Here is a 20,771-nt window from a genome sequence, read left to right on the forward strand (position 1 = left end):
ATTGATAGGCTGGGCGAAGCAGTTTGTCCTCTATCTTTTTTTTCCCTTTGCGGAATGGATATGAAAATTACGCCGTCTATTTCAAGCCGCTCGTTTCATCATGAGCGAGAGCAGCGGAATTCACTAAGCGAGCGCGAGGCTGGCGGCGCAGTGACCAACGTTCCGAAATACGAACCGGAGCAGTCGGGTACTGAAGCGTCGTCCGGCTCGACGGAGCTCGACAACCGGAGGCGCAGTGTCAGCACGGTGGATGCAATCAAACCTCGGCAGGCGCCGTCGGCGCAAAGGCCCGAGGAGCAAGACGCGAAGGCAGCCAGCTTGGCGGATTTCCAGGATTTCGTGCAGCGGGAAGCCAAGCGGCTCATCAAGGAGAAGTTTGCCGGGCAGAACCTCGACCCCGGCCAGGTTTATGTCAACCGGCGCGATCCGGTGACGGGCCGCGTGACGGTTTCGCGGACGTTAACAGAGGAATTGCTGCATGCAATCCGAGACGGAACGCCGACCTACGACCTGAACAATGCCGGATTGTTTCGTTCGCCGAACTGGAACGATGCGGACAGGATTGCCCGGCAAAGCTCGCGCGGACCGTCGAACGCGCTCATCGATATCGAGGACTATGTGGCGCCTCGGTTGCTGAACGATCCGACTCGCGGATCGCTCGAGACGCGCTATCAAGCGCATGTCCGCACTCGGACCGAGCAGCGGCTGTATCCGAATGCGACCGAGCGGGATCTCGGGCCGTTGCGTCAATATGAAGCTCAGCGAAACAGCGATGGGGCGGCGGTCGATCGTCTGATGGCCGACGTCGCGCCCGAGGCCCACGTGCGCCAGCGAATTCGGCAATACATGGAACAGCAGGGCGGAACGCCGGTGGATCCGGACCGCGTCAGGATTCGCGTGGAGAGCCGTGCCAGCGGTCGCACGACGTCGACCGAACTGTCGTTGACGGAGGCGGTTCTTCTGGGGCCCTATGCGAACGGAACGACCTTCACGCTGGGCACGCCGTCGGAGTCTGCGGCCGGTAATACGACCGCGTTGACGCCGGCATTTCTGAAGCGGATGTTGGGCGAACTCGACGTGCGGCCCGGCTATATCGAGACGCTGAGACAACGATACAACACAGCGAGCGCGCAGAGCGCGCTGAATGACGCGCTGGCCAGCCGGACGCAGCACGCGGCTTATAGCGCCAAGCTGAAGGGCGAAATCACGTCGGCCGATTACGAGCTGATTCAGCGCGTCCAAAATGGGTCCGGCGAAGCGAATTCGGGCAAGCGGGTCGAACTGGGCGGGGTAACGATGTTCGGCGGGGACCAGTTGAGGGACATCCAGGTCTATCGGGAAACCGATCCGCACACGCAATCCGAGCGCTATGTGATGTATGGGCCGGGTGCGCCGGACAAGGAGTTCTACGCGGCCAACACGCCATATCAATTGAGCCAAATGATTGCCGGATGGGCGGCCACAGAGGCGGGGCGTCGGTATTTGACGGACCAGTTGGACCCAAGCAATCGTCAGAAGGGCGAGCAGTTCTTCGGGCAGATCGCCCAAATGCCGTCCGAATGGAAGGGCGGTTTGGGCGAGGGCGCGTCAGTGAGCTGGAAGTCGTTCGGCGACGGCGGGTATCGGGCGCAACTGGGCGCGGTGGCGGCGGAAAAGGGCCGGGCGAGCGTGGCGGAGGCGGAGCGCGTGTTGTTGCCTCCGTGGTATGCCGGGGCGACGCCTAAAGAGCGCACGCAGTTCAATTCTCTCGATGCGGCGGCGCGATCGGCGCTGCAGGCTTATCAGGGATTGCGGCAGCCGGAGCCCTTCCATGAGTTTGCACAACGGGAAGTCGGCAAGTGGCTGAATGAGCGGTTGCGCGAGCAGGGAGTCAAGGAGAACATCGATCCCAATACGGTCAGGGTGGATCTGGACGGCACGGGGCAGAAGGTCATGACGCTGACCGATCTCGTGACCTTTGGCTACCGCGACCATCGAGGTGATATCGCGAAGACGATGCGATTCAGCTCGACGATCGGGCAGGATCTGTCCGGCCTCGAATCCGACGCGATGCGCGGCTATATCGCCACCAAGCCGCGAAACGCCTATCTCGGTGAACAATATATCAACAAAGTGACGGTGGACTTCCTGTCGGAAGGGCCGGCGCTGGACGAGCGGCGAGCGCTGTATCAAAGCAGCGCGCAATCGTCGATGGCGCGGGATGCGCTGGTGTCAAAGCTGAAGAATGAAATCACGGAGACGCAATATCGGACGGTACAGGCCGAGATCAACCGCCTGTCGGATCCCGATTCCGCTACCGTCGGCGATCGGCGAGAGAAGAGCGAGCGCGGCACGCGCGGCATTTACGAATTCACGCTGAACGGGAAAGTCGCGCGAGGCATTTACGTATTTCGATCGTCGCAACTGGGCAAGTCGGACGATGCGAATCTCGTCTACACACCCGGCGCGCCGGACGGTATCGCATTCCGTTCGATCGGCGAGCTTCGGTCCTTGTTCGGCGACGGCAAGAACCGGGAGATGTCGCGCTATTTGTACGGGCGTTTCGGCACGGCGGATCAGAACTCGGAGTCAATCGGAAAATTCTTCGACGATCTGCACCGGAACATCAAAGTTAGTGCGAAGCCGGCGTATGGCAACCGGCTGACGGACGGCTTCGAATCCGAATACGACAAAGGCATTCAGCAACTGACGGGAAACGTCGATGCGATCACGGAAAGTCGCAAGGAGGTGATCCAGTCGGTCGCCAAGGAGGTGTGGGACGGGATCAAGCTTGCGGCGACGATCGCAACGCTGCCGTTTCCGCCGGCCAGTGCGTTCGTGGGCGGGATTCTGGCGGCGGAAGGTCTCTATAACGGCATTCGGGCCTATCGGGACGGAGACCGCTCGGCCGCGCTCGAACATTTCATGAGCGCGTCGTGGGATTTGGCCGGTGCGGCGGGCGATCTTCTCGGCGGCGGGCTGAAAGGCGCCAAGGCTGGCGTCAAACTGCTGGATCAAGTTCCCGTGAAACGTTTCAGCGGCACTGCGGCATCCTCGACAGCGGCTTCCGCGTCGAGCGCCGCGACGCATTCGGCGGCGGCCGCCAAGGCGCCGTCCGTCGATTCGGCGCTGCATGCGCCGCTGCCGTCCGGCACGCAGACCATCCGGACGGACGGCTATATGAAGGATGTCGTCGAAATCCAGCAGCCGGGCGCGCCGAGCCGGTATTTCGTTCGCGATGGAAACGGATATCTCGAAGTCAAGCCGGATAACGATAATTTCACACTGCGGCTGGTTGATCCTCGAAAACGCGCGCAACAAATGTACTTCGAGCCGATCAGGAAAAACGAGCAGGGGCAGTGGGTTTACAACCCGAACGTCGGTGTCCGTGGCGGCGGCCGGGACGAACTGGCCGCGCGGCTTTCCACTTTGCCGTCCCGGATACAAACGGAGGGCATCGCGAACAGCGATGCGTTCGACCGCTTGCGTCCGGAGTTGGCCAGTTATCTTTCCGCCGACGCCAATCAGCAGGTTTTCACGCGGCTCGTGGATCTTTCGGTTGCGCAAGGCAGGCTGAGCTTGGCGGACCGGGCCCAGGCAATGAGCGCGTCCACTGCATACGAGCGGGCGCGCACGTTTCTCAGCAGCTTCCATAGCAGGAACGGCAACGGCGTCGACGCGTTTCCCGATCTGCTGTCGGAAGCGGTGCGCAACGGCGAGCGGGCCCGCTCGGCGCCGGCGGCGGTCCGTAACTTGGTTGCGCAGGAACGCTCGGCGTTGGCGGCGTTGCCTGCCAGTTTTACCGCGAGCGGCGCGTTCGATCGCGCGGGCTTGACGCAACATCGGCAGGAACTCGTTCGCCTGTTGTCGGCGGACAGCAATCGCGGCGTGTACGAGCGCTTCGTGGACATACTGGTGGCCAACGGCGGGCTGAGCGTGGCGGATCAGGTCGAGCTGGGCGGGTCGCTCCTGACGCCGTACGAGCGCGCGAGCCGCCTCCTGGATCGCGTACTCAGCCGTCGCGGCGAGCGAGGATTGGCGAGCCTGCCTGCCGAACTGCAGCAAGCCGTGAGCCGCACGCCTGGAGCGACGGCGGCGGACGGCCCGCTCGCTTTGCTTGCCACGCAGGAAAGCGAGCGCCTTGCCGGCGTGCCGCAACGAATTCGAGCGGAAGGCATCGCCAATGGCGCGGCATTTACTCGCTTGCGCCCTGAACTGGCCAGTTATCTATCCGCCGATGCGAATCAAGCAGTATTCACGCGGTTACTGGATCTTTCGGCTGCGGAAAGCAGGCTGAGTCTCGCGGACCGGGCACGGACAATGGCCGCTTCCACGCCTTACGAGCGAGCGCGCATCTTTCTCGACAGCTTCCTGAGCAAGAATGGCGACGGCGCATCCGCGTTCCCCGATCTTCTGTCGGAAGCCGTGCGTAACGGAGACCGGATTCGTTCGGCGCCTGCCGCGATCGACAGGCTGATTGCGCGAGAACAGCAAACTTTGGCGGCGTGGCCGGCGCGCTTGACGGCAGGCGCGCCGCTGAATTCGCAAACATTCGCGCAGCATCAAAACGAGATTGCCACGATTCTCGCGACAGGCGGAAACCAGGACATTTTCACGCGGCTCGTGGATCTTTCGGTTGCGCAAGGCAGGCTGAGCCTGGCGGACCGGGCCCAGGCAATGAGCGCGTCCACTGCATACGAGCGGGCGCGCACGTTTCTCAGCAGCTTCCATAGCAGGAACGGCAACGGCGTCGACGCGTTTCCCGATCTGCTGTCGGAAGCGGTGCGCAACGGCGAGCGGGCCCGCTCGGCGCCGGCGGCGGTCCGTAACTTGGTTGCGCAGGAACGCTCGGCGTTGGCGGCGTTGCCTGCCAGTTTTACCGCGAGCGGCGCGTTCGATCGCGCGGGCTTGACGCAACATCGGCAGGAACTCGTTCGCCTGTTGTCGGCGGACAGCAATCGCGGCGTGTACGAGCGCTTCGTGGACATACTGGTGGCCAACGGCGGGCTGAGCGTGGCGGATCAGGTCGAGCTGGGCGGGTCGCTCCTGACGCCGTACGAGCGCGCGAGCCGCCTCCTGGATCGCGTACTCAGCCGTCGCGGCGAGCGAGGATTGGCGAGCCTGCCTGCCGAACTGCAGCAAGCCGTGAGCTTCGTGCGCTGGTCCGAGAATGTTCCCGCGGATGTTCTCCGACGATTGGGCTGACAGCGGGATGCGAGCGGCGGCGTAATTGTGCCGCCGCTCAATCGCGCATGACGTGATCGGATGCGAAGTTGCGTGGCTCCTTGCGACAGTCGACGCGTCGAGCTCGATTCGGCGTACCGCGGCGGCTGAGATCCGGCGAAATCGAATCGCCCGTTGCAAGCGCGTTTTTCATACTGGTCAGATGTACCGCCGTTTCCGGGGGTGAGATAGTCGATCGCACGTCCTCCTTCGCGGAGGAGCAAATGCAAATGCAGGGGCGGAAGGTAACTACGTGCGAGAGAATCTCATGAATCGCTGGTCGACGGATCGCGGAGAAAAACGTCCGCGAGCGTTTCCGCGAATGCTGCGGCACGTCTTGCTCGCCGTCTCGATGGCCGCTTCGGTTCCGGCGGCGGCCGCGAGCTTTCCGTGGAAGGACGCAGTGTTCTCGTACCAGGCCAAATCGACCGCGTTGTCGCGCATGCTCGAGGATATTTTCGTCACTCAGCAACGACCGGTGCAGATCTCCGAGACAGTGAAAGACCTCGCCCCTGTGAGCGGCGATTTCCGGCAGGCGCCGCGACAGATATTCAATGACCTGGCGCAGTCATATGGATTGGTCGGCTATTTCGACGGCACCGCCATGCATGTGACAGCGCTTGCGGAGAACCGGACCGTATTGCGCCCGCTGACCAAAGTCGGCGCGGACGACGTCAGGCGCGCCGCGCTCGAGTTCGGTTATCTCGACAGCCGCTTCAGGTTCAACGCGATGAGCGCTCCGTCCGCCGTGCAATTGAATGGGCCACCTGCCTACGTCGAGCGCGTATCCGATTTGATCGCATTGATGGAAGCGAACGCGACACGGCAGGCCGACGGCACGCAGACAGATTTTCGCGTGATTCCGCTGAAGAACGCGTGGGCGGAGGACGTTACTTATCACGTTGGCGGACAGACGACCGTCGTGCGCGGCGTGGCGAACACGTTGCAGCGTCTCGTGGACGGATTGGACGGACTCGACGGCGAGGTGGCGCGCGATCCGTTCGCCGCGACGCCGGGTCTTCCCGCGTCGCCCGAGCGGCGGCCGAGGTCGGCGTTGAGTGCCTTGTTCGACCAGACGTCGCCGGACGGCGACCGGCAAGAAGCAAGGCCGCCGCTGCCGGAACCGGAGGCCGCCACGGATCGCGCGTCGGGCGCGGATCTGCGGCTGAGCCGGCGGCCAGGCGCATCCATTCGCATCGTCGGCGACAGCCGCACGAACGCAGTCATTGTCATGGCGCCCGTCGCAATTTTGCCGAAGCTCGAGGCCGTTGTTCGCGACCTCGATGTCGAACCGGAACTGGTGCAGATCGAGGCAGCGATTATCGACGTGCAGGACGGGGCGCTCAAGGAGATCGGCTTCGATTGGGCGTTGCAGGCAAGCCGGTTTCGTATCGCGTCGACGACGTCCGGCGCGAGTATCGGCCGGGATCTTCCCGACGCTCAGGGTACGCGCGGGAGCGGGCCGAATTTCTCGATTTTTGGCGGCTCGGGCGCGCTGAACTTCCTGAGCCGCATTCATGCACTGCAAACGCAGGGCAAGGCGAGCGTCCTGTCGCGACCGAAGCTCGCGACGCTGAACGGCAACGAAGCCGTGTTGACGAATCAGCAGGTGTTCTACCCGCGCGTCAGCAGCGAGCGCGCCGCCCAGCTTTATCAGATTGACGTGGGGTTGCAGATGCGCGTCGTGCCGGCGGTCGTGCGCAAAAGCGACGGAGCGGCGGACATTCGACTGCAGGTGTTCATCGAAGACGGCATGCTCAGCAGCCGGCGCGTGGATGAATTGCCTGTCACGAGCCGCAGCACGATCACGACGCAAGCGATCGTGCGCGACGGCGAGAGCCTGTTGATTGGCGGATATGTTCGGAATGCAAACGATGGCCGCGAGGCGAAGGTTCCGCTGCTCGGCGACATTCCGTTGCTGGGCGCGTTGTTTCGTTTTCGCTCGACGCAGGTCGATCGTCAAGAGCGCTTGTTTTTGATTACGCCAAAACTGCTTGGGGCGAGCGATTCCGAGGATGCGCATCCGATAGCGGGCGCCAACGGCAGGGAACGCGCGCTGGCGGAACGCTTCTGCGCCGCGGCGAGCGTCGGGAAGAGCGGTGGCTTCGACGAACCGGAATGCCCGGCAGCGAAGCCGATCTCGTCGAAGCCCGCGGTCGAGCCGGGCGCGAGCGCCGCGGTCGTCCCGGATGCGTCGCGAGGAGATGCAAATTGAATGGCGCGTCCGACTTCGCGTGTCGCTTCGAGATTTTCGTCCTGACCGGGCTGCACGCGGGAGCGCGGCTTGTGCTCGACGGGCGTCGCCATACGGTGATCGGCCGTGATCTGGCATGCGACCTCACGCTGCGCGACGCGAGTGTGGCGGACCGCCATTTGATGCTGGTCGAGCGCGACGGAAAGATTCGGGCGATGGGCCTCGATGGCGCGATCGAGGTGAACGGTCTGCCGGTGCCGGACGGCAAGGAACGTCTATTGCGCCGTGGGGAGCGGGTCAAGCTCGGCGACGTGTCGCTCGGCCTGGGCGAACCGGGAGCCGCGTGGGACGGAGCGCAAGCGGACGAGCCGAAGCTTGCGCGATCCCGGCTGTCGCGTTGGCGCGATCGAATCATGCATTGGATCGCGCAAGACGAAAAGCGTCGGCGCGCCGCGGCCGGATCGATCATCGTCCTGGCGGCGCTGTGTGCGTGTCTGCCGTTGATGGTCGTGCTGGCGCAATGGAAAAAGCGCAATGAGGTCGTCATGCCCGATACGGTGCAGATGGCGCAGCAGATCGGGCGGCGCCTGGCCAGCATGGACATGCGCGGACTTCAGGTTTTCGCCGATCCGACCAGGCACGTCGTCGTCATCGAAGGATATCTGCCTCGAGATGAAGACGTTCGACGCGCGGAAAAGGTCGCGATTTCGATGAAGGTGCGACCGACGCTACGTTTGCATTCGAACGAGCGAATCGAGCGACAGGCCCGGGATTATGTTCAGCGCAGCGTGCCGGAGGCGGTGGTGGAGGCGGGCGGGATGGGAGAGGTGCGCGTCGCGTCGCCTGCGGCGTTGCAGCCGCGCTTTCAGGCCTGGCTGCGCGACCAGATGTTGCGCGACATCACCGGTCTACGCGCGGTTACGTTTAGCGGTCCGGACTACAACCGGACCCAGGAGTTGCCGCCTCAGCCATTTTCGATTCTGTCGATCGGCACGACGCGCTTTTTGCTTGCGAAGGACGGCGAGCGACTGTTTCCCGGGGCGGAATTGCCGAAAGGTCTGGTGCTGGTGCGCATCGGTCAAGGATCGATTTTCGTCGAACGGCACGGGGCGGCCGACGACGGCATATGACCGGCTGCCGCCGACGATTAAGGACGACGTTTGCGGAAAGTCGGCACGAGCGGAGACGATGGATGAATCTGTTTGCGACGTTGATGGCGGGCAAGCCGTCGAAATTCGAAGCCGCGCTGGATCGGAGCGGTGGACTGGACGCGTTGATACGCCAACTGAAAGATGCGGAAGCGGCGATGCGAAAGCAATGGGAGCATCGTCCTGATTCGCAGGATCGAGCATCCGTCCTGCGCTACGCGGAAGCGATTTCGTGCGCTCGAGTGGAATTGGAGCGATTGAAGGCGTCCGAATAGCAGCGGGCGATGTGAAGTGATGAATCACGATTTTCAGATAGGAGATTTCATGATAAATCCCGTAAATGCGGGCATTCCGCTGCTGAAGCCGTCATCCCGCACCGAGCCGATCGGTGCGCCGGCGAATGCTCCCGTCGCGCCCTTCGCGACGCACGCCCAGACAGCGCACCGCGCGAGCACTGCCGAAACGCTGCAAAACGGCCTGAATGGACAGCGTTCGTCCCTAGCTTCGACGGCTCCGTCGCCGGAGCGCAGCGGCTCGAACGCCGCAGAGAAAAGCGGATTCAACTTCGGCGACATGCTGAAGAAGCTGACGGATTTGACCAAAGCGATCGGCGAACCGCTGTCCCAGATCTTCAAAGTGATTACCGACCTGATGAAAGGCGGGGTAAACATGGCGTCGTCGTTGGGTTCGCTCGCAATGAGCGCGATGTCGCCCGTGCTGGGCATGGTCAAATCGATCGTCAAATAACGCGATCTGACCTGTAGCGAACGATGCCGAATGGCGGCATCGAGATTTCTTTAAAGGAGAGTAGTTATGGCGTCTATTGGCGTGATTGCTAATGCGATGTATATCGTCCAAAAGAACGCAGCCGACCGGATGGAGCAGAAGGCTCAGTCGATGTCGGGGCAGACCGATCTCGATCAGAAGGATCTGAACGAGCTTCAGGTGCTGACCGAACTGTACAAGGCGACGAACCAGTCGACACAGGCGGTGATCTCGGCTGTGGGCGAAGGCATGTCGGTGGCCGCGCGCGCAACGAACCGATAAGCGAACGGCGGAAGCCCGTTCTGTCGACGGGCTTCCGTGCTCGGGCGTAAAGAGAGATTGCCGATGGACGACGCGAAGGTTATCGAGCAGATCAATCAGGTCGGCTATTTTCTGCGAAGAAAGAAGCGCTTCGACTCGGCTTTGCGAGTGTTTCAGGCCTTGCGGCGGCTCCAGCCGGAGTACGGCTATCCGCATTTGGGAGAGGCGCTCGTTCATGCCGAAGCGGGCGATTTCGCCGCGGCAAAGCTGCATCTGCAAATCGTGCTGTCGCGACAGCCGGAGAACAGCTTCGCACTGGCTTGTCTGGGGCTTGCAATGCTGCAGAGCGGGGATGGCAATTGGCGCGTTCCGATGCTGCAGGCGGCGAACACCACTGACAGTCTGGGGGGCAAACAGATGGCGCGCGAGATCCTCGCTGCGATCGACACGCGCGGCCAACCGCGTGCCGCGGCGCCAGTGTGCTCGACCGCAGGGCGCCTCAAGCGTTCCTTTTGACGATTGACGAAGGAATCTGGGATATGGAATCGATTTCTGCATTGACCCTGTCGGGTCATCGTGAATTACTGCGCACGCAGGCGCCGCGACCGCAGCCGGTGGACGCACCGATCGACTTGGCAAACACGGTCGAATCCGCGCGTGCGACGGGCCCCATCGCCGCTATTCGTCGTGCCGAGACGATGCTCGCGCGCGACGACGCGATGTTGATGCGGCACCTCGGACAAATCGACGCCGCGAAGATCGGCATCGCCAGCCTGCATCAGCTTCAAATTCGCACGATCCTCTTCAAGGTGAAACACGAGGCCGTGACGGGCATCGTCACGAACCTGAACCAATCGATCAAGACGGTTCTGAATGCAGCGTGACGACATCATCGCAAAGCGTCCGTTTCTTCGACGTTCCAGGTCGCTGTGGCTGGCGGCATTCGCCGCCGCGACACTGACCGCTTGTGGCAATGCCGCGCTGTTCGACCAGATCGGCGAAAGCGATGCGAACGAGATGCTGTCGGTGTTGGGGCGAGCGGGCATTCCCGCCGGGAAGGATCAGCGCAGCGCCGACGGATGGCGCTTGTCGGTGGCAAGCTCCGATGTCGCGCTCGCGCTCGAAATCCTGAACTCGGCAGGCTTGCCTCGCGAACGGTTCAAGAGCATCGGCGAGCTATTCCCGAAAGAAGGTTTGATCGCGACGCCTGTCGAGGAGCATATGCGCTCGATTTACGCGATCTCGCAGGAGTTGAGCAAGACGATCTCGATTATCGATGGCGTCATCTCGGCGCGTGTACATCTCAACATTCCGAAGCGCGAACCGTTGTTGCGCACTCGGCAGACGCCGACTGCCTCGGTATTCGTCAAATACCGGGCCGAGGTCAACATGCAGCAGAACACGCTCGCGATCAAGGATCTCGTCGTCGGGGCCGTCAAGGATCTCGATCGGTCGAACGTGACAGTCGCGCTGTTTCCATGGTCTCCGCAATCGGCGATGCCCGCGTCGACCGAATATGTCCAGACACTCGGCATGGCGGTTTCGCCGCGCAGCTACGGGAGATTGATGTGGCTGGTTTTTCTGCCATGGATTTTGCTCGGCGCGGGCGTGGCGGCGGGTCTCTTCGTCGTGGCGCGCTCGATGGAGCGCGACTGGCTCGGACGGATGAGCGAGGGAAAACTGAAGCGATGGCTGAAGAGAATCAGGCAATCTCATGAATGATGCGAACTTGCCGCGCGGCGTCAAACGGATGCTGTGGAATCTGAACGTGAACGTCGCGCATGATGTCCACCCGTTATGGAGGGAGCGCTCGGACCGGGCGCCCGGCACGCCTTGCGTGTCGCGTGCGGAGACTTTTTCCATGCGCCTGATCGAGCAGCATCGGCTCGGCTTCGTGAGCACGGCGCTATGGGATGACGAACTGGGCCGGATCGCTTTGCTCGACGCGATAGATCTGCGTAGGCTGGCTCGCCTCGGCTCGGCCGTCGCCATGCGAGAGTCGATTCGACTCTGCGTGTTGGGCAATGACGTCCGGCACTGCACGCGCGTACTCGGCCGCGGTTTGGTCGACCGCGTACTCGCGCTTCCATGCAGCGTCGACGCTGTGCCGCTCGGCCGCTTGAACGGAACAGGCATGACGCAGCGGCTGCCGCTTCGCCTGCTGCGGTTCCAGCGACGCATATTGCGCGCCCTGTGCGACTGCCTGCCGGATTCAGCCGCGCGGCGGGTGCGATTGAAATTTCGTCCCGGATATTTCAAGCATGCCGAACCAGTCGATGACGCGCGCAAGTGCGCGAAAGTCGTATTGGCCATGCACGAGCATGCGGACCTGAGTGCACGCGCGAAATGTATTTTAGGGTACTGAAAAACGCTGTCGGCGAGAGCGATGTGTTTTCCGCGTCGCGAGTCGTCAAGGCGGAGGCGGTTGAGGCATTGTTCGAAGCGATCGACCTGCGTAAGCGTCTCGTTGCGGACCTCGAGCAGGCACGCGTCGATCGACTGGCCGCGATTGAAGACGCGCGTCGGGACGGTTACGCACAAGGCAAGCGAGAAGCCTTCCAGACCATGGCGGAGCGCTTGCAAAACGCACACGGTTTTTTCGATCGCGCGCACGCAACCTTCGAGGCGCAATTCGCGAGCTTTGTCCGGTTGGCAGTGACGCGACTCGTTGGCCAGCTATCGGATGGCGCGAGAGTGCAGGCGGTGATTCAGCATGCGCGCGCGGAATTTGAAGAGGCGCATGCGCTGAGCGTCGTCGTGCATCCCGACGACGCATCCGCGGCGCGCGACGCGATGGCGCGCTGGCCGTCGTCGGGACGATCGGTGCTCGTGGAAGACGCGTCGATCGGACGAGGCGATTGCCGACTCGAATCTCCGTTTGCCGTAGTCGAGTACGAATGGCGCGCGCTATTCGAGGGAATTGAACGAGCGGCGCTTGAAGCCTGGCGCGATACGGAGCCGCTCGAGAAGGAGAGAGGGTGAGTTTTACTGAACAAATCGCGACGAACGCGCACGTCGAATCGCCGCAGCCGTTCGATGGCGATTTCCGGCTTCGCTGCGCGGACGTCTTGTCGCGCGTCGAATGGCACACGCTGAATCAATTGATCGCGCTGTCGTGCCGACGCATCGGTTTCAGGCCGCTTGGCGATGCGAAAAGCAACGGAACGGAGCGTGCGACGTGCCTGGTGACGGATATCGGCGGAGTGAGGATCGCCATTTATTTCGCCGGATATCGGCGTGGACCGCATCGGCGCTGGTTTGCCTTCGACAGCCTGTCGCCGGCAATGCGCGCCGAGCTATGGTCATTGCGCAATGCAGGGTTGCTCGACGCGCTCGAACAGGTGTTTGCCGCACCGGTGTCGATACACGCCGTGGCCGACGAAGCGGTTCCCGCCGGCTTGATGCGGGTTTCATTGCGTCTGGCGTGGATCGAGATCGGCTGCTGGGCTGATGCGGCGACGGCGGCGCGTGCGCTCGTGCCGACGCGCGCGCACAGGCTGCCCGCGCTGCCCGCGCTGTCCGCGCTGCCCGTCGCTTGCACGCTGAGGCTGCGCGGAGTGCGTTTGGATCGCGCCGAATACCTGGCGCTCGGATTCGGCGACATCGTCGTGATCGGACGAGAGAGCACGGGGCCGCTGCGCGGCGAGTTGGTCGCAGATGGTTTGGGCTACCGATATCCGGTGGCTTGCGAGAAGGAAGGGACGGTGATGATCGAACAAGACGAAATGACGCTCGATACGCGCAGTGCGCGCGCGGATCTGGATGATCGGCACGTGGAACTGACGGTCGTACTGGCGACTTGCCGAATGACGCTGGGTGAGCTCGCGAATTTGAGAAGCGGGCAAGTGTTGCGGCTCGCGAAGGCCGCCGACGAGATGTCGGTTGATCTTTGCTATTGCGACTCGCGTTTCGCGCAAGGCCGTCTGGTCGAAATAGACGGGTTGCTGGGCGTGCGCATCGACGCGATGAGCGTGAGCGCTGCCGCATGACCCTCGATCAGCCGCTCGACCTGCTCGCGCTGGCCGTCGCGATGAGCATGCTGCCCGCAGCCTGCGTGCTCGTCACGTCGTTTACGAAGATCGCCGTCGTGTTCGCGCTCGTGAAGAACGCGATCGGCATTCAGCAGGTGCCGTCGACGCTCGTTACGAACGCTCTCGCGCTCATCGTAACCCTGTACGTGATGGCGCCCGTGCTGAGCGACGTGGCGGCGAACGCATCGAACGGGCCTGCACGCGGGCAAAGTCGGATCGAGTGGCTCTCGGGGGCCGTGAGCGGTCCGGTTGGCGGATTCATGAAAAAGCACGTCGATCCTCGCGAGCAGGAACGCTTGATCGCCAGCGCTGCGCAAATCTGGCCGGACGCCATGGCGAAGTCCGTGAAGCCGGACGATTTCTTCATCCTCGCGCCCGCATTCGCGATTTCGGAGCTGACCGCGGCGTTCAAGATCGGTTTCGTGCTGTATCTGGCGTTCGTCGCCATCGACTTGATCGTCGCCAATATTCTCATGGCGATGGGAATGATTATGTTCTCGCCGACGATCGTGTCGATTCCGTTGAAGATCGTGCTGTTCGCCCTAGCGGACGGCTGGTCCCGGCTCATTCAGTCGCTGATCTTGACCTATCGCTAATGGATACGTTTTCGCTCGGGCACGCAGTCGAGCAGGTGATGGCGTCGGTCGTGATCGTCAGCGGGCCCGTGGTGCTCGCGGCCCTCGTGGTCGGCGTGCTCGTGGGCATCGCTCAGGCCGTGACTCAGGTCCAGGATCAGTCGATCGGATATGGCGTCAAGATTGCGGTCGTGCTGTTCATTCTCGCGCTCTTCGGCAAGTGGATGGCCGTCGAGATGCTCGCCGCGTTCGAGCGCGGCTTCGAATGGATTCCGCAAATCGGTTCGGGGAGCGCCGGCACGTGAACGGGCTGGACGATCTCGAGAAGGCGATCGCCGTGCTGGCGTTGATGCTGCCGCGCGGCTACGGATTGCTGCTCGCGATTCCGCCGTTGATGAAGGCGGGGCACGCGTGGACGATGCGCTTGCCGATCGCGCTCGCGCTCGCGTTGCCGTCGCTTCCGTTCGCCTATCACATGATGCCGAGCGCGCTGCCGGCCGGTCAGATCGCATTCGTGGCCGTCAGGGAGTTCGCACTGGGCGTTCTGACCGGCATGTTTTTCCTGCCGCTCTTCTCAGTGCCGCGGGCGGTCGGAACGTTCGTCGATCAGCAAGCGGGCCTGATGTCGGTGCAATTGTTCGACCCGACCTCTACCGAACGATCCGCGACGGTTTTCGCCGACGTGTTCGAGCAAAGCGCGCTCTTCATGTTCGTCGCGTCCGGAGGATTCGGCGCGCTCGGTGAACTGTATGCAATGTCGCAACGCTTTTGGCCGGTGACGGAAATGAATGCGCCGCCGATCGCTGATGTGACCGACATCGCAAGGCAAGGCTTCAACGCGATGGTGGATACGGCGATTCGTCATGCAGGGCCGTTCGTTGCGACGTTGATTCTGGTCGAATACGGAATCGGCCTGATCGGGCGCGCCGCGCCGCAATTGAACATTCTGACGACGTCGGTCGCGATCAAGCTGGTTTTCGCGTTGGTCTTGATCGCGATCGTCGGTCCGGGGTTTACCGATGCGTTCGTCGACGCGTTTCATGAAGCGCAGGCGTTCGCCGCGCAGTTTCTTCGTCGGGTGGAAGGGACATGAGCGAGAAGACCGAACAGCCGACCGAAAGCCGGCTGCGCCAGGAGAGGCGGGCGGGGCGGATCTCCAAGTCCCGCGATCTGACTCAGGCCGTCGCTGGCGCAGCGTGGCCGCTTGCGCTTGCGTTGTCGTTCGACTTCGTGTTCGGGGCGGCGGTGCGAGTGCTGCACGGCTTGTTCGAGCTGATCGGCGAAGAAAGGCTGCCCGATTCCGTGCGAATGGATTTCGCGATGAGCAGGGTGATCGTGCCGACCATCGCATTGAGCGTCGGTGTGGCTGCGGCGGGAGCGGCAATCTCGATCGCGCTCGAACTGATGCAGACGAAAGGCCTGCTGAGCATGAAGCCCGTGACGCCGAACTTCGGCAAGCTGAATCCGATCAATCAGCTCAAGAGCATTTTTTCTCTGCGCACGCTCGTCGAACTGGCGAAGAATCTCGTCAAGGTCGCGGCGGTCGGGGCGTGCACGCTCGTGGTGATTCGCGTCGCGCTGCCGGATCTGGCCGCCGTCGCAACTGTCGATTTACCGTCGACCCTGAATTTGACGACGAGCCTGCTGTTCAGGATCGCGACGGCGTCGATCGCCGTGCTCGTCGCGCTCGCGGTGATCGACGTGGGCTATCAGCGGTACGAATACATCAAGGGTTTGAAGATGACGAAGGACGAAGTGAAGCGGGACTACAAGCAGCAGGAGGGCGACCCGCTCGTCAAGGGAGAAAGGCGACGGCAACACGCCGAACTGGCCGATCGATGACACGGCATGGGCAAAACGACTGGAGCGAAGACGATGGCGGACGAACAATACGGACGGCGGCTGCAACGCGCGCTCGGGCGGCACGTGGACAGCATTCCGATCGTCTCGGTGTTAGGCGTGCTCTGCCTGATTATTTTTCCGCTGCCGATTCCGATCCTGGATGTCGCGCTTGCGCTGAACCTCACAGCATCGGTGCTGATCCTCGCATTGAGCGTGTACATTCCGCATGCGCTGCATCTATCGACATTTCCGACGCTGCTGCTCGTAGCGACACTGTTTCGCCTCGGATTGAACATTGCAACGACGCGTCAGATCCTGCTGAACGGCTACGCGGGCGACATCATCACGACGTTCGGTAAGCTGGTCGTCGGCGGGGACGTCGTCGTAGGCTGCGTGGTCTTCATCATCATCGCGATCATCCAGTTCGTCGTCGTTGCGAAAGGCGCGGATCGCGTCGCTGAAGTGGGCGCGCGCTTTTCGCTCGATGCGTTGCCCGGCAAGCAAATGGCGATCGACGCGGATTTGCGCGCGGGCATGATTAGCAAGGCCGATGCGTTGGAGCGCCGGCGGCAGCTCGAGCAGACGAGCCAGTTTTACGGCGCGATGGACGGCGCAAGCAAATTCGTCAAAGGGGATGCGATTGCCGGTTTGCTGATCGCAATCGTCAACGTGGTGGGCGGAATCGTGATCGGCACGGCGGTCAATGGTCATGCGCTTGCGGACACCGCCCGCCTGTATACGGTGTTGACGGTCGGCGACGGCCTGGTGTCGCAGATTCCATCGCTCCTGATTTCGTTTGCCTCAGGCATCCTGATTACGCGCGTCGCGTCGATCGACAGCGCGACCGCAGTCGGTGCGGATATCGGCACGCAGATCGCGAGCCAGCCGCGAGCGATTTTCGCGGCGGCGATCGTGGCGGCCGGCTTCGCGCTCGTTCCCGGCTTCCCGGCGATGGCGTTTCTTGGTCTGGCCGCTGCGCTTGCGCTGCTGGCTGCGTTGATTCCGCGGCTGAACGTCATGAGAGGCGGCAGTGCATCGGCTCGCCAGCATTGGGCGCGCCGGGACGGCGGCGCGAACGCGGTCGTCGACGGCGATCTCGGCGTATCGGTGCCGTTGCGTGTGCGACTCGGCCTCGATCTCTTCCATCGGCTGAGGCCGCTTGAACTCGATCGTCTGCTGCTTGCGCTGAGGGAGCGCTTCAGGGAAAGCGGCGTGCCTTATCCCGGACTGACACTTTCGGCCGATCCTGCGCTGCCGGCATACGGCTATGCCGTGGATGTCGACGAGGTTCCCATCGCGGCCGATCAACTGGAACTCGCATCGGATGACGTCGAGCGCGCGCGGCGGATGCCGCTTGACGTCCTGGCCGGACGGCATCGCGCGGACGACGAGAAGCCCGTTGCGCTCGAGGCGGCGCTCGTCGAGCGGATCGGCGAGGCGATTTGCTCGAGGCCGTGGCGTTTCCTCGGCATTCAGGAAGCGAGCTATCTGCAGGATGCGCTATCCCGGCATTATCCGCAGCTCGTCAACCTGCTCGCCGAGCGGATTCATCTATTCGTCTTTCGTGACGTGCTCGTCGAGCTGCTCAGATCCGGCATCGCGATTCGCAACACGCGCGCGATTGCAGAGGGGTTGACGAAGGGCTGTGCGCAACCAAACGACATCGATGGCCTCGTTTCGTCGGCGCGGCAAGCTTTGTCGAGTCAGATCTCGAATCAGTGGGGCGGTGCGGAGCACTGCATTCCGATCGTCGTGCTGGCCCCCGAATTGGAAGCGATATTGAGGCAGAAGTTGATCGTCACCGGGCAGGGAAAGTTTCTCGATCTGCAGGTCGACGAACAACATCTGTTTGTCCAACGGGTGGTCGACGGGATGAAGGAAGCCTGGTGCGAGCAGCGCGGCGCAGTACTCGTGACCGGTCAGGATCTGCGCCGCTCGGTCGAGATGTTGGTGGCTGGCGGAGGAGGACGCATGACGGTGCTTGCGGTCGAGGAGATTTCGGACGAAATCGAGTATCGGGTGCTGCATACGATTTGCGTCACCGAGCTCGAGCAGCCTGGAGCTTGCATGAGCGGCAGCGTCGAAGGATTCCGCGAATGAGCGACGCCGGATACGAATCGCTTGGCGCGTCGTTCGAGCGGCGCCTGAATCGTGCGCTGCGGGGCCGGCGATTCGGCAGGCTCGTCGAAGTGACGGGGGCGCAAGTCAAGGTCGCGGGCGTCGATCTGCGCGTCGGTCAGCTATGCGAGCTGTCGCGTTCCGGAAGTGATGAGCGCGTACTGGGCGAGGTCGTCGGACTGACGCGCGAAACCGCGCTCGTCACGCTGCTGGGCGACGTGGCGGGACTCGGTACTTCGACGCTCGTGCGACCGTGCGTGGACAGCCATCGCGTCTGCGTCGGCGCAGGTTTGCTCGGGCGCGTGCTGGACGGGTTGGGGCGGCCGCTCGACGGCGGTCCGGCACTCGATGGCATGGCCGCGCGTCCGAGTGCGGCGGCGCCTCCTCCGCCGTTGACCCGGCCCTTGATTCGGGCGATTCTGCAGACCGGCGTCCGGGCGATCGACGGATTTCTGACGATGGGGCGCGGGCAGCGCATTGGCATATTCGCCCCGGCGGGCACCGGGAAAAGCACGTTGCTCGGCATGATGGCGCGCAATATGGCTTCCGGGACCGTGTGTGTCGTTGCGCTGATCGGGGAACGGGGGCGCGAGGTGCGCGAGTTCCTGGACGAGATTCTCTCGGTGACGCAACGGCAAAGCACAGTCGTCGTCGCAGCGACGTCGGATCGACCGTCGATGGAGCGCATCAAGGCCGCATATACAGCAACGACGATTGCAGAATATTTTCGCGACGAAGGGTACGACGTGCTGCTGCTGTGCGATTCCGTGACGCGTTTCGCGCGCGCGATGCGCGAAACCGGGCTGGCGGCCGGGGAGCCCGCGGTCCGGCGCGGCTATCCGCCGTCCGTATTTGCCGCGCTGCCTGGCCTTGTCGAACGGGCGGGCCCGGCGAAAAACGGAAACATCACGGCGTTGTACACGGTGCTATTGGAAGACGCCGAGATAACAGACCCGATCGGAGAAGAGATTCGCTCGCTGCTGGACGGACATATCGTGCTGTCTCCCAAGCTGGCGAGTGCCGGACATTATCCGGCGATCGACATACGAAGCAGCATCAGCCGTGTGATGCCGCAGTTGGTCGACTTCACGACGGCAAGGGCGGCGGCCCGATGTCGCGAATGGATCGCGCGCTACGACGATGCCGAATTGCTGCTGCAAATCGGCGAATATCGCGACGGGGGCGATCCGGTATTGGATAGTGCGATTGCGGCGCATGGCGATCTGACCGGCTTTCTCAAGCAAGGCACGCGGGAATCCGTAGCGATCGAGGAAACCACGATGCGTTTGCGCGACATTGCACAGCAGTACGCGGGAGCGGGCGATTGAACCCGATCGATCATTCGAGGCGGCGCGCGTGAGCGAGAAATCGAAAGTGCTGCTTTCGATGAGCCGGGTGACCGGCATGCGAAGCGAGCGGACGAGGAATGAACTCGCGGGAACGCTACGCGCGCTTCGCGCGATCGACGACAAGATTGCCGCGTTGCGGCAGCGGTTCGGCAAGCTTGTCGCGATGCAGCGAAACTGGATGCGCGCCGTGCCCGAAAATGCGGGCAGGCTGGCCGGCACGTCCGACGAGATGCGCATGCCGCTGAAGTGGATCGAGCAGCAGATCTTCGAGACGTTGGACGCAGAGCGCGAGCTCGAGCGGGGAAAAGCGGCATTGATCGAGGCGCGCGATGCCCAGAAGCGTGCGATGCTCAAGCACGACGAATTGGGAAACGTTTACCGGATGAGGCGCGCCGCTCTCGGAAAATGGCGGGAGGCGGCAGCCGAAGAGGACCACGAACATGCCGTCGCACGGCGCGGCCGCTAAGGCGCGCTGCTGCGCGGCCCGAGCATCGCGCATGCCGAGTCGCCGGTCGGGCGATTCGCGAAATCGATCCCGTTTCGGGACCTTTGTACGTACAACTTTCTAGACTCAGTGAGGCGGATGATGGAAATTTTGTTTCGAAAGCATGGATGGCGCCCGGCGATGGGCGTACTGTCGTCGTGTCTGGCATTGACTGCGTGCACCGGCGTGTCCGAGGCCGTGCGTGGCGGCCTCTCTCCGGACGGCGCACAAGAGACGCGCGCGCAATGCCGAGCGGATGCCTTGCCGGACGACGCGCTGCAAGGGAAAACCGAAGCCGAAGCGGTAACGCTGCTGTCGGGTTGTACCTGGCGAATCGGGGAAAGGGACGGAAAGGCGCTGCCCGGAACGATGGACTATCAGGCGCAGCGGCGGACCTTGGGAATCGAGAAGGGCAAGGTCGTCTGGGTAAGGCGCGGTTGAATTCCATTCGACGGCGTCGCGTTGCTCGAGGCCCTGGGTTTGATCTTGCCTTCCGTCGCGGCGCCTGCCTGGGCGACGTCCCGTTTCTGCCGGAAGATCGCGCCGGCGATTATCCGTTAGCAATCCGCTCACCTTCTACGCCTTACGCAAAGTCTTGCGCGCCATCCACAGGTTGTCCGGCGCAAACAACGTGGTGATCTGGGCGACGTTCTTCATCAAGCTCCAGTAGCGCGTCTTCATATAGCAGAACTGGCGCTTCAGGACGCGAAACGGATGCCCGACCCTGGCACGGATGCTGCCTTCCGAGGATAGCTCACGGCATCATCAAATCCAGGGCTTTTGCAAACCTTCCTTAACAGCA

Annotated in this window: 20 protein-coding genes and 1 pseudogene; 20 read left to right on the forward strand and 1 reads right to left on the reverse strand. The window is 62.7% G+C overall.

Annotation, left to right across the window (positions count from 1 at the left end):
• The first annotated feature begins 60 nt into the window (after positions 1–60).
• The 20 genes from WS69_RS34665 to WS69_RS11855 all read left to right on the forward strand — a co-directional run bounded on the left by WS69_RS34665 (position 61) and on the right by WS69_RS11855 (position 20,410).
• On the forward strand, positions 61–5,184 hold the full coding sequence (locus WS69_RS34665) for a DUF6543 domain-containing protein (RefSeq protein ID WP_231747120.1): 5,124 nt from the start codon (positions 61–63) through the stop codon (positions 5,182–5,184).
• Positions 5,185–5,539: 355 nt separating this feature from the next.
• Positions 5,540–7,417: a type III secretion system outer membrane ring subunit SctC gene (sctC, locus tag WS69_RS11765; RefSeq protein ID WP_231747121.1), complete on the forward strand. Its 1,878-nt coding sequence runs from the start codon at positions 5,540–5,542 to the stop codon at positions 7,415–7,417.
• Positions 7,414–8,526 (forward strand): FHA domain-containing protein, encoded by a 1,113-nt coding sequence (locus tag WS69_RS11770; protein WP_059470950.1) that lies wholly within the window; start codon positions 7,414–7,416, stop codon positions 8,524–8,526. Before sctC ends, WS69_RS11770 begins: the two co-directional genes overlap by 4 nt.
• Before the next feature lie 62 nt (positions 8,527–8,588).
• On the forward strand, positions 8,589–8,819 hold the full coding sequence (locus WS69_RS11775; RefSeq protein WP_059470951.1) for a hypothetical protein: 231 nt from the start codon (positions 8,589–8,591) through the stop codon (positions 8,817–8,819).
• Between the two features lie 19 nt (positions 8,820–8,838).
• Positions 8,839–9,291: a hypothetical protein gene (locus WS69_RS11780; protein ID WP_156438069.1), complete on the forward strand. Its 453-nt coding sequence runs from the start codon at positions 8,839–8,841 to the stop codon at positions 9,289–9,291.
• A 96-nt stretch (positions 9,292–9,387) separates the two neighbouring features.
• Entirely contained in the window at positions 9,388–9,591 is a 204-nt protein-coding gene (locus WS69_RS11785; protein ID WP_226382911.1) for a hypothetical protein, read from the forward strand.
• A gap of 63 nt (positions 9,592–9,654) precedes the next feature.
• Complete coding sequence (locus WS69_RS11790) at positions 9,655–10,086, forward strand: HrpB1 family type III secretion system apparatus protein (RefSeq protein ID WP_059470953.1); 432 nt, start codon at positions 9,655–9,657, stop codon at positions 10,084–10,086.
• Positions 10,083–10,454: a hypothetical protein gene (locus WS69_RS11795; RefSeq protein ID WP_226382912.1), complete on the forward strand. Its 372-nt coding sequence runs from the start codon at positions 10,083–10,085 to the stop codon at positions 10,452–10,454. Before WS69_RS11790 ends, WS69_RS11795 begins: the two co-directional genes overlap by 4 nt.
• Positions 10,444–11,292, forward strand: coding sequence for a type III secretion system inner membrane ring lipoprotein SctJ (gene sctJ, locus WS69_RS11800; RefSeq protein WP_059470955.1), 849 nt, complete (start codon positions 10,444–10,446; stop codon positions 11,290–11,292). Before WS69_RS11795 ends, sctJ begins: the two co-directional genes overlap by 11 nt.
• On the forward strand, positions 11,285–11,935 hold the full coding sequence (locus WS69_RS11805) for a hypothetical protein (RefSeq protein WP_156438071.1): 651 nt from the start codon (positions 11,285–11,287) through the stop codon (positions 11,933–11,935). The genes sctJ and WS69_RS11805 overlap by 8 nt, the downstream gene beginning before the upstream one ends.
• A 23-nt stretch (positions 11,936–11,958) precedes the next feature.
• Positions 11,959–12,552 carry a FliH/SctL family protein gene (locus WS69_RS11810; protein ID WP_231747122.1) on the forward strand — a complete coding sequence of 198 codons (594 nt, stop codon included), beginning with the start codon at positions 11,959–11,961 and terminating at the stop codon, positions 12,550–12,552.
• Positions 12,553–12,638: 86 nt separating this feature from the next.
• On the forward strand, positions 12,639–13,559 hold the full coding sequence (locus tag WS69_RS11815) for a FliM/FliN family flagellar motor switch protein (protein WP_226382914.1): 921 nt from the start codon (positions 12,639–12,641) through the stop codon (positions 13,557–13,559).
• Positions 13,556–14,197 (forward strand): type III secretion system export apparatus subunit SctR, encoded by a 642-nt coding sequence (gene sctR / locus WS69_RS11820; protein WP_059470959.1) that lies wholly within the window; start codon positions 13,556–13,558, stop codon positions 14,195–14,197. Before WS69_RS11815 ends, sctR begins: the two co-directional genes overlap by 4 nt.
• Entirely contained in the window at positions 14,197–14,481 is a 285-nt protein-coding gene (locus tag WS69_RS11825; protein WP_015603580.1) for a flagellar biosynthetic protein FliQ, read from the forward strand. The genes sctR and WS69_RS11825 overlap by 1 nt, the downstream gene beginning before the upstream one ends.
• Positions 14,442–15,269: an EscT/YscT/HrcT family type III secretion system export apparatus protein gene (locus WS69_RS11830; RefSeq protein ID WP_269434742.1), complete on the forward strand. Its 828-nt coding sequence runs from the start codon at positions 14,442–14,444 to the stop codon at positions 15,267–15,269. Before WS69_RS11825 ends, WS69_RS11830 begins: the two co-directional genes overlap by 40 nt.
• A complete protein-coding gene (locus WS69_RS11835; RefSeq protein ID WP_059470960.1) occupies positions 15,266–16,018 on the forward strand; it encodes an EscU/YscU/HrcU family type III secretion system export apparatus switch protein in 753 nt (250 codons plus the stop codon). The genes WS69_RS11830 and WS69_RS11835 overlap by 4 nt, the downstream gene beginning before the upstream one ends.
• 33 nt (positions 16,019–16,051) lie before the next feature.
• Positions 16,052–18,118, forward strand: coding sequence for a flagellar biosynthesis protein FlhA (locus WS69_RS11840; protein WP_226382915.1), 2,067 nt, complete (start codon positions 16,052–16,054; stop codon positions 18,116–18,118).
• A complete protein-coding gene (locus WS69_RS11845; protein WP_059470962.1) occupies positions 18,115–19,464 on the forward strand; it encodes a FliI/YscN family ATPase in 1,350 nt (449 codons plus the stop codon). The genes WS69_RS11840 and WS69_RS11845 overlap by 4 nt, the downstream gene beginning before the upstream one ends.
• 28 nt (positions 19,465–19,492) lie before the next feature.
• Positions 19,493–19,951, forward strand: coding sequence for a hypothetical protein (locus WS69_RS11850; protein ID WP_059470963.1), 459 nt, complete (start codon positions 19,493–19,495; stop codon positions 19,949–19,951).
• Positions 19,952–20,110: 159 nt separating this feature from the next.
• Positions 20,111–20,410 carry a hypothetical protein gene (locus tag WS69_RS11855; protein WP_226382916.1) on the forward strand — a complete coding sequence of 100 codons (300 nt, stop codon included), beginning with the start codon at positions 20,111–20,113 and terminating at the stop codon, positions 20,408–20,410.
• A gap of 135 nt (positions 20,411–20,545) precedes the next feature.
• Here the strand turns inward: WS69_RS11855 and WS69_RS34110 are convergent.
• Positions 20,546–20,713 (reverse strand): annotated as a pseudogene (locus WS69_RS34110) (IS5/IS1182 family transposase); the annotation flags it as partial.
• Positions 20,714–20,771 lie beyond the last annotated feature (58 nt).

This window comes from Burkholderia sp. BDU5, assembly GCF_001522845.1.
Lineage (GTDB): Bacteria > Pseudomonadota > Gammaproteobacteria > Burkholderiales > Burkholderiaceae > Burkholderia > Burkholderia mayonis.

Excerpts from the sequence above, each read along its gene's own strand:
- WS69_RS34665 (WP_231747120.1), top strand. The coding sequence starts at position 61 with ATGAAAATTACGCCGTCTATTTCAAGCCGCTCGTTTCATCATGAGCGA.
- WS69_RS11775 (WP_059470951.1), top strand. The coding sequence starts at position 8,589 with ATGAATCTGTTTGCGACGTTGATGGCGGGCAAGCCGTCGAAATTCGAA.
- WS69_RS11780 (WP_156438069.1), top strand. The coding sequence starts at position 8,839 with ATGAATCACGATTTTCAGATAGGAGATTTCATGATAAATCCCGTAAAT.
- WS69_RS11785 (WP_226382911.1), top strand. The coding sequence starts at position 9,388 with ATGTATATCGTCCAAAAGAACGCAGCCGACCGGATGGAGCAGAAGGCT.
- WS69_RS11790 (WP_059470953.1), top strand. The coding sequence starts at position 9,655 with ATGGACGACGCGAAGGTTATCGAGCAGATCAATCAGGTCGGCTATTTT.
- sctJ (WP_059470955.1), top strand. The coding sequence starts at position 10,444 with ATGCAGCGTGACGACATCATCGCAAAGCGTCCGTTTCTTCGACGTTCC.
- WS69_RS11805 (WP_156438071.1), top strand. The coding sequence starts at position 11,285 with ATGAATGATGCGAACTTGCCGCGCGGCGTCAAACGGATGCTGTGGAAT.
- sctR (WP_059470959.1), top strand. The coding sequence starts at position 13,556 with ATGACCCTCGATCAGCCGCTCGACCTGCTCGCGCTGGCCGTCGCGATG.
- WS69_RS11825 (WP_015603580.1), top strand. The coding sequence starts at position 14,197 with ATGGATACGTTTTCGCTCGGGCACGCAGTCGAGCAGGTGATGGCGTCG.
- WS69_RS11830 (WP_269434742.1), top strand. The coding sequence starts at position 14,442 with ATGGATTCCGCAAATCGGTTCGGGGAGCGCCGGCACGTGAACGGGCTG.
- WS69_RS11835 (WP_059470960.1), top strand. The coding sequence starts at position 15,266 with ATGAGCGAGAAGACCGAACAGCCGACCGAAAGCCGGCTGCGCCAGGAG.
- WS69_RS11840 (WP_226382915.1), top strand. The coding sequence starts at position 16,052 with ATGGCGGACGAACAATACGGACGGCGGCTGCAACGCGCGCTCGGGCGG.
- WS69_RS11845 (WP_059470962.1), top strand. The coding sequence starts at position 18,115 with ATGAGCGACGCCGGATACGAATCGCTTGGCGCGTCGTTCGAGCGGCGC.
- WS69_RS11855 (WP_226382916.1), top strand. The coding sequence starts at position 20,111 with ATGGGCGTACTGTCGTCGTGTCTGGCATTGACTGCGTGCACCGGCGTG.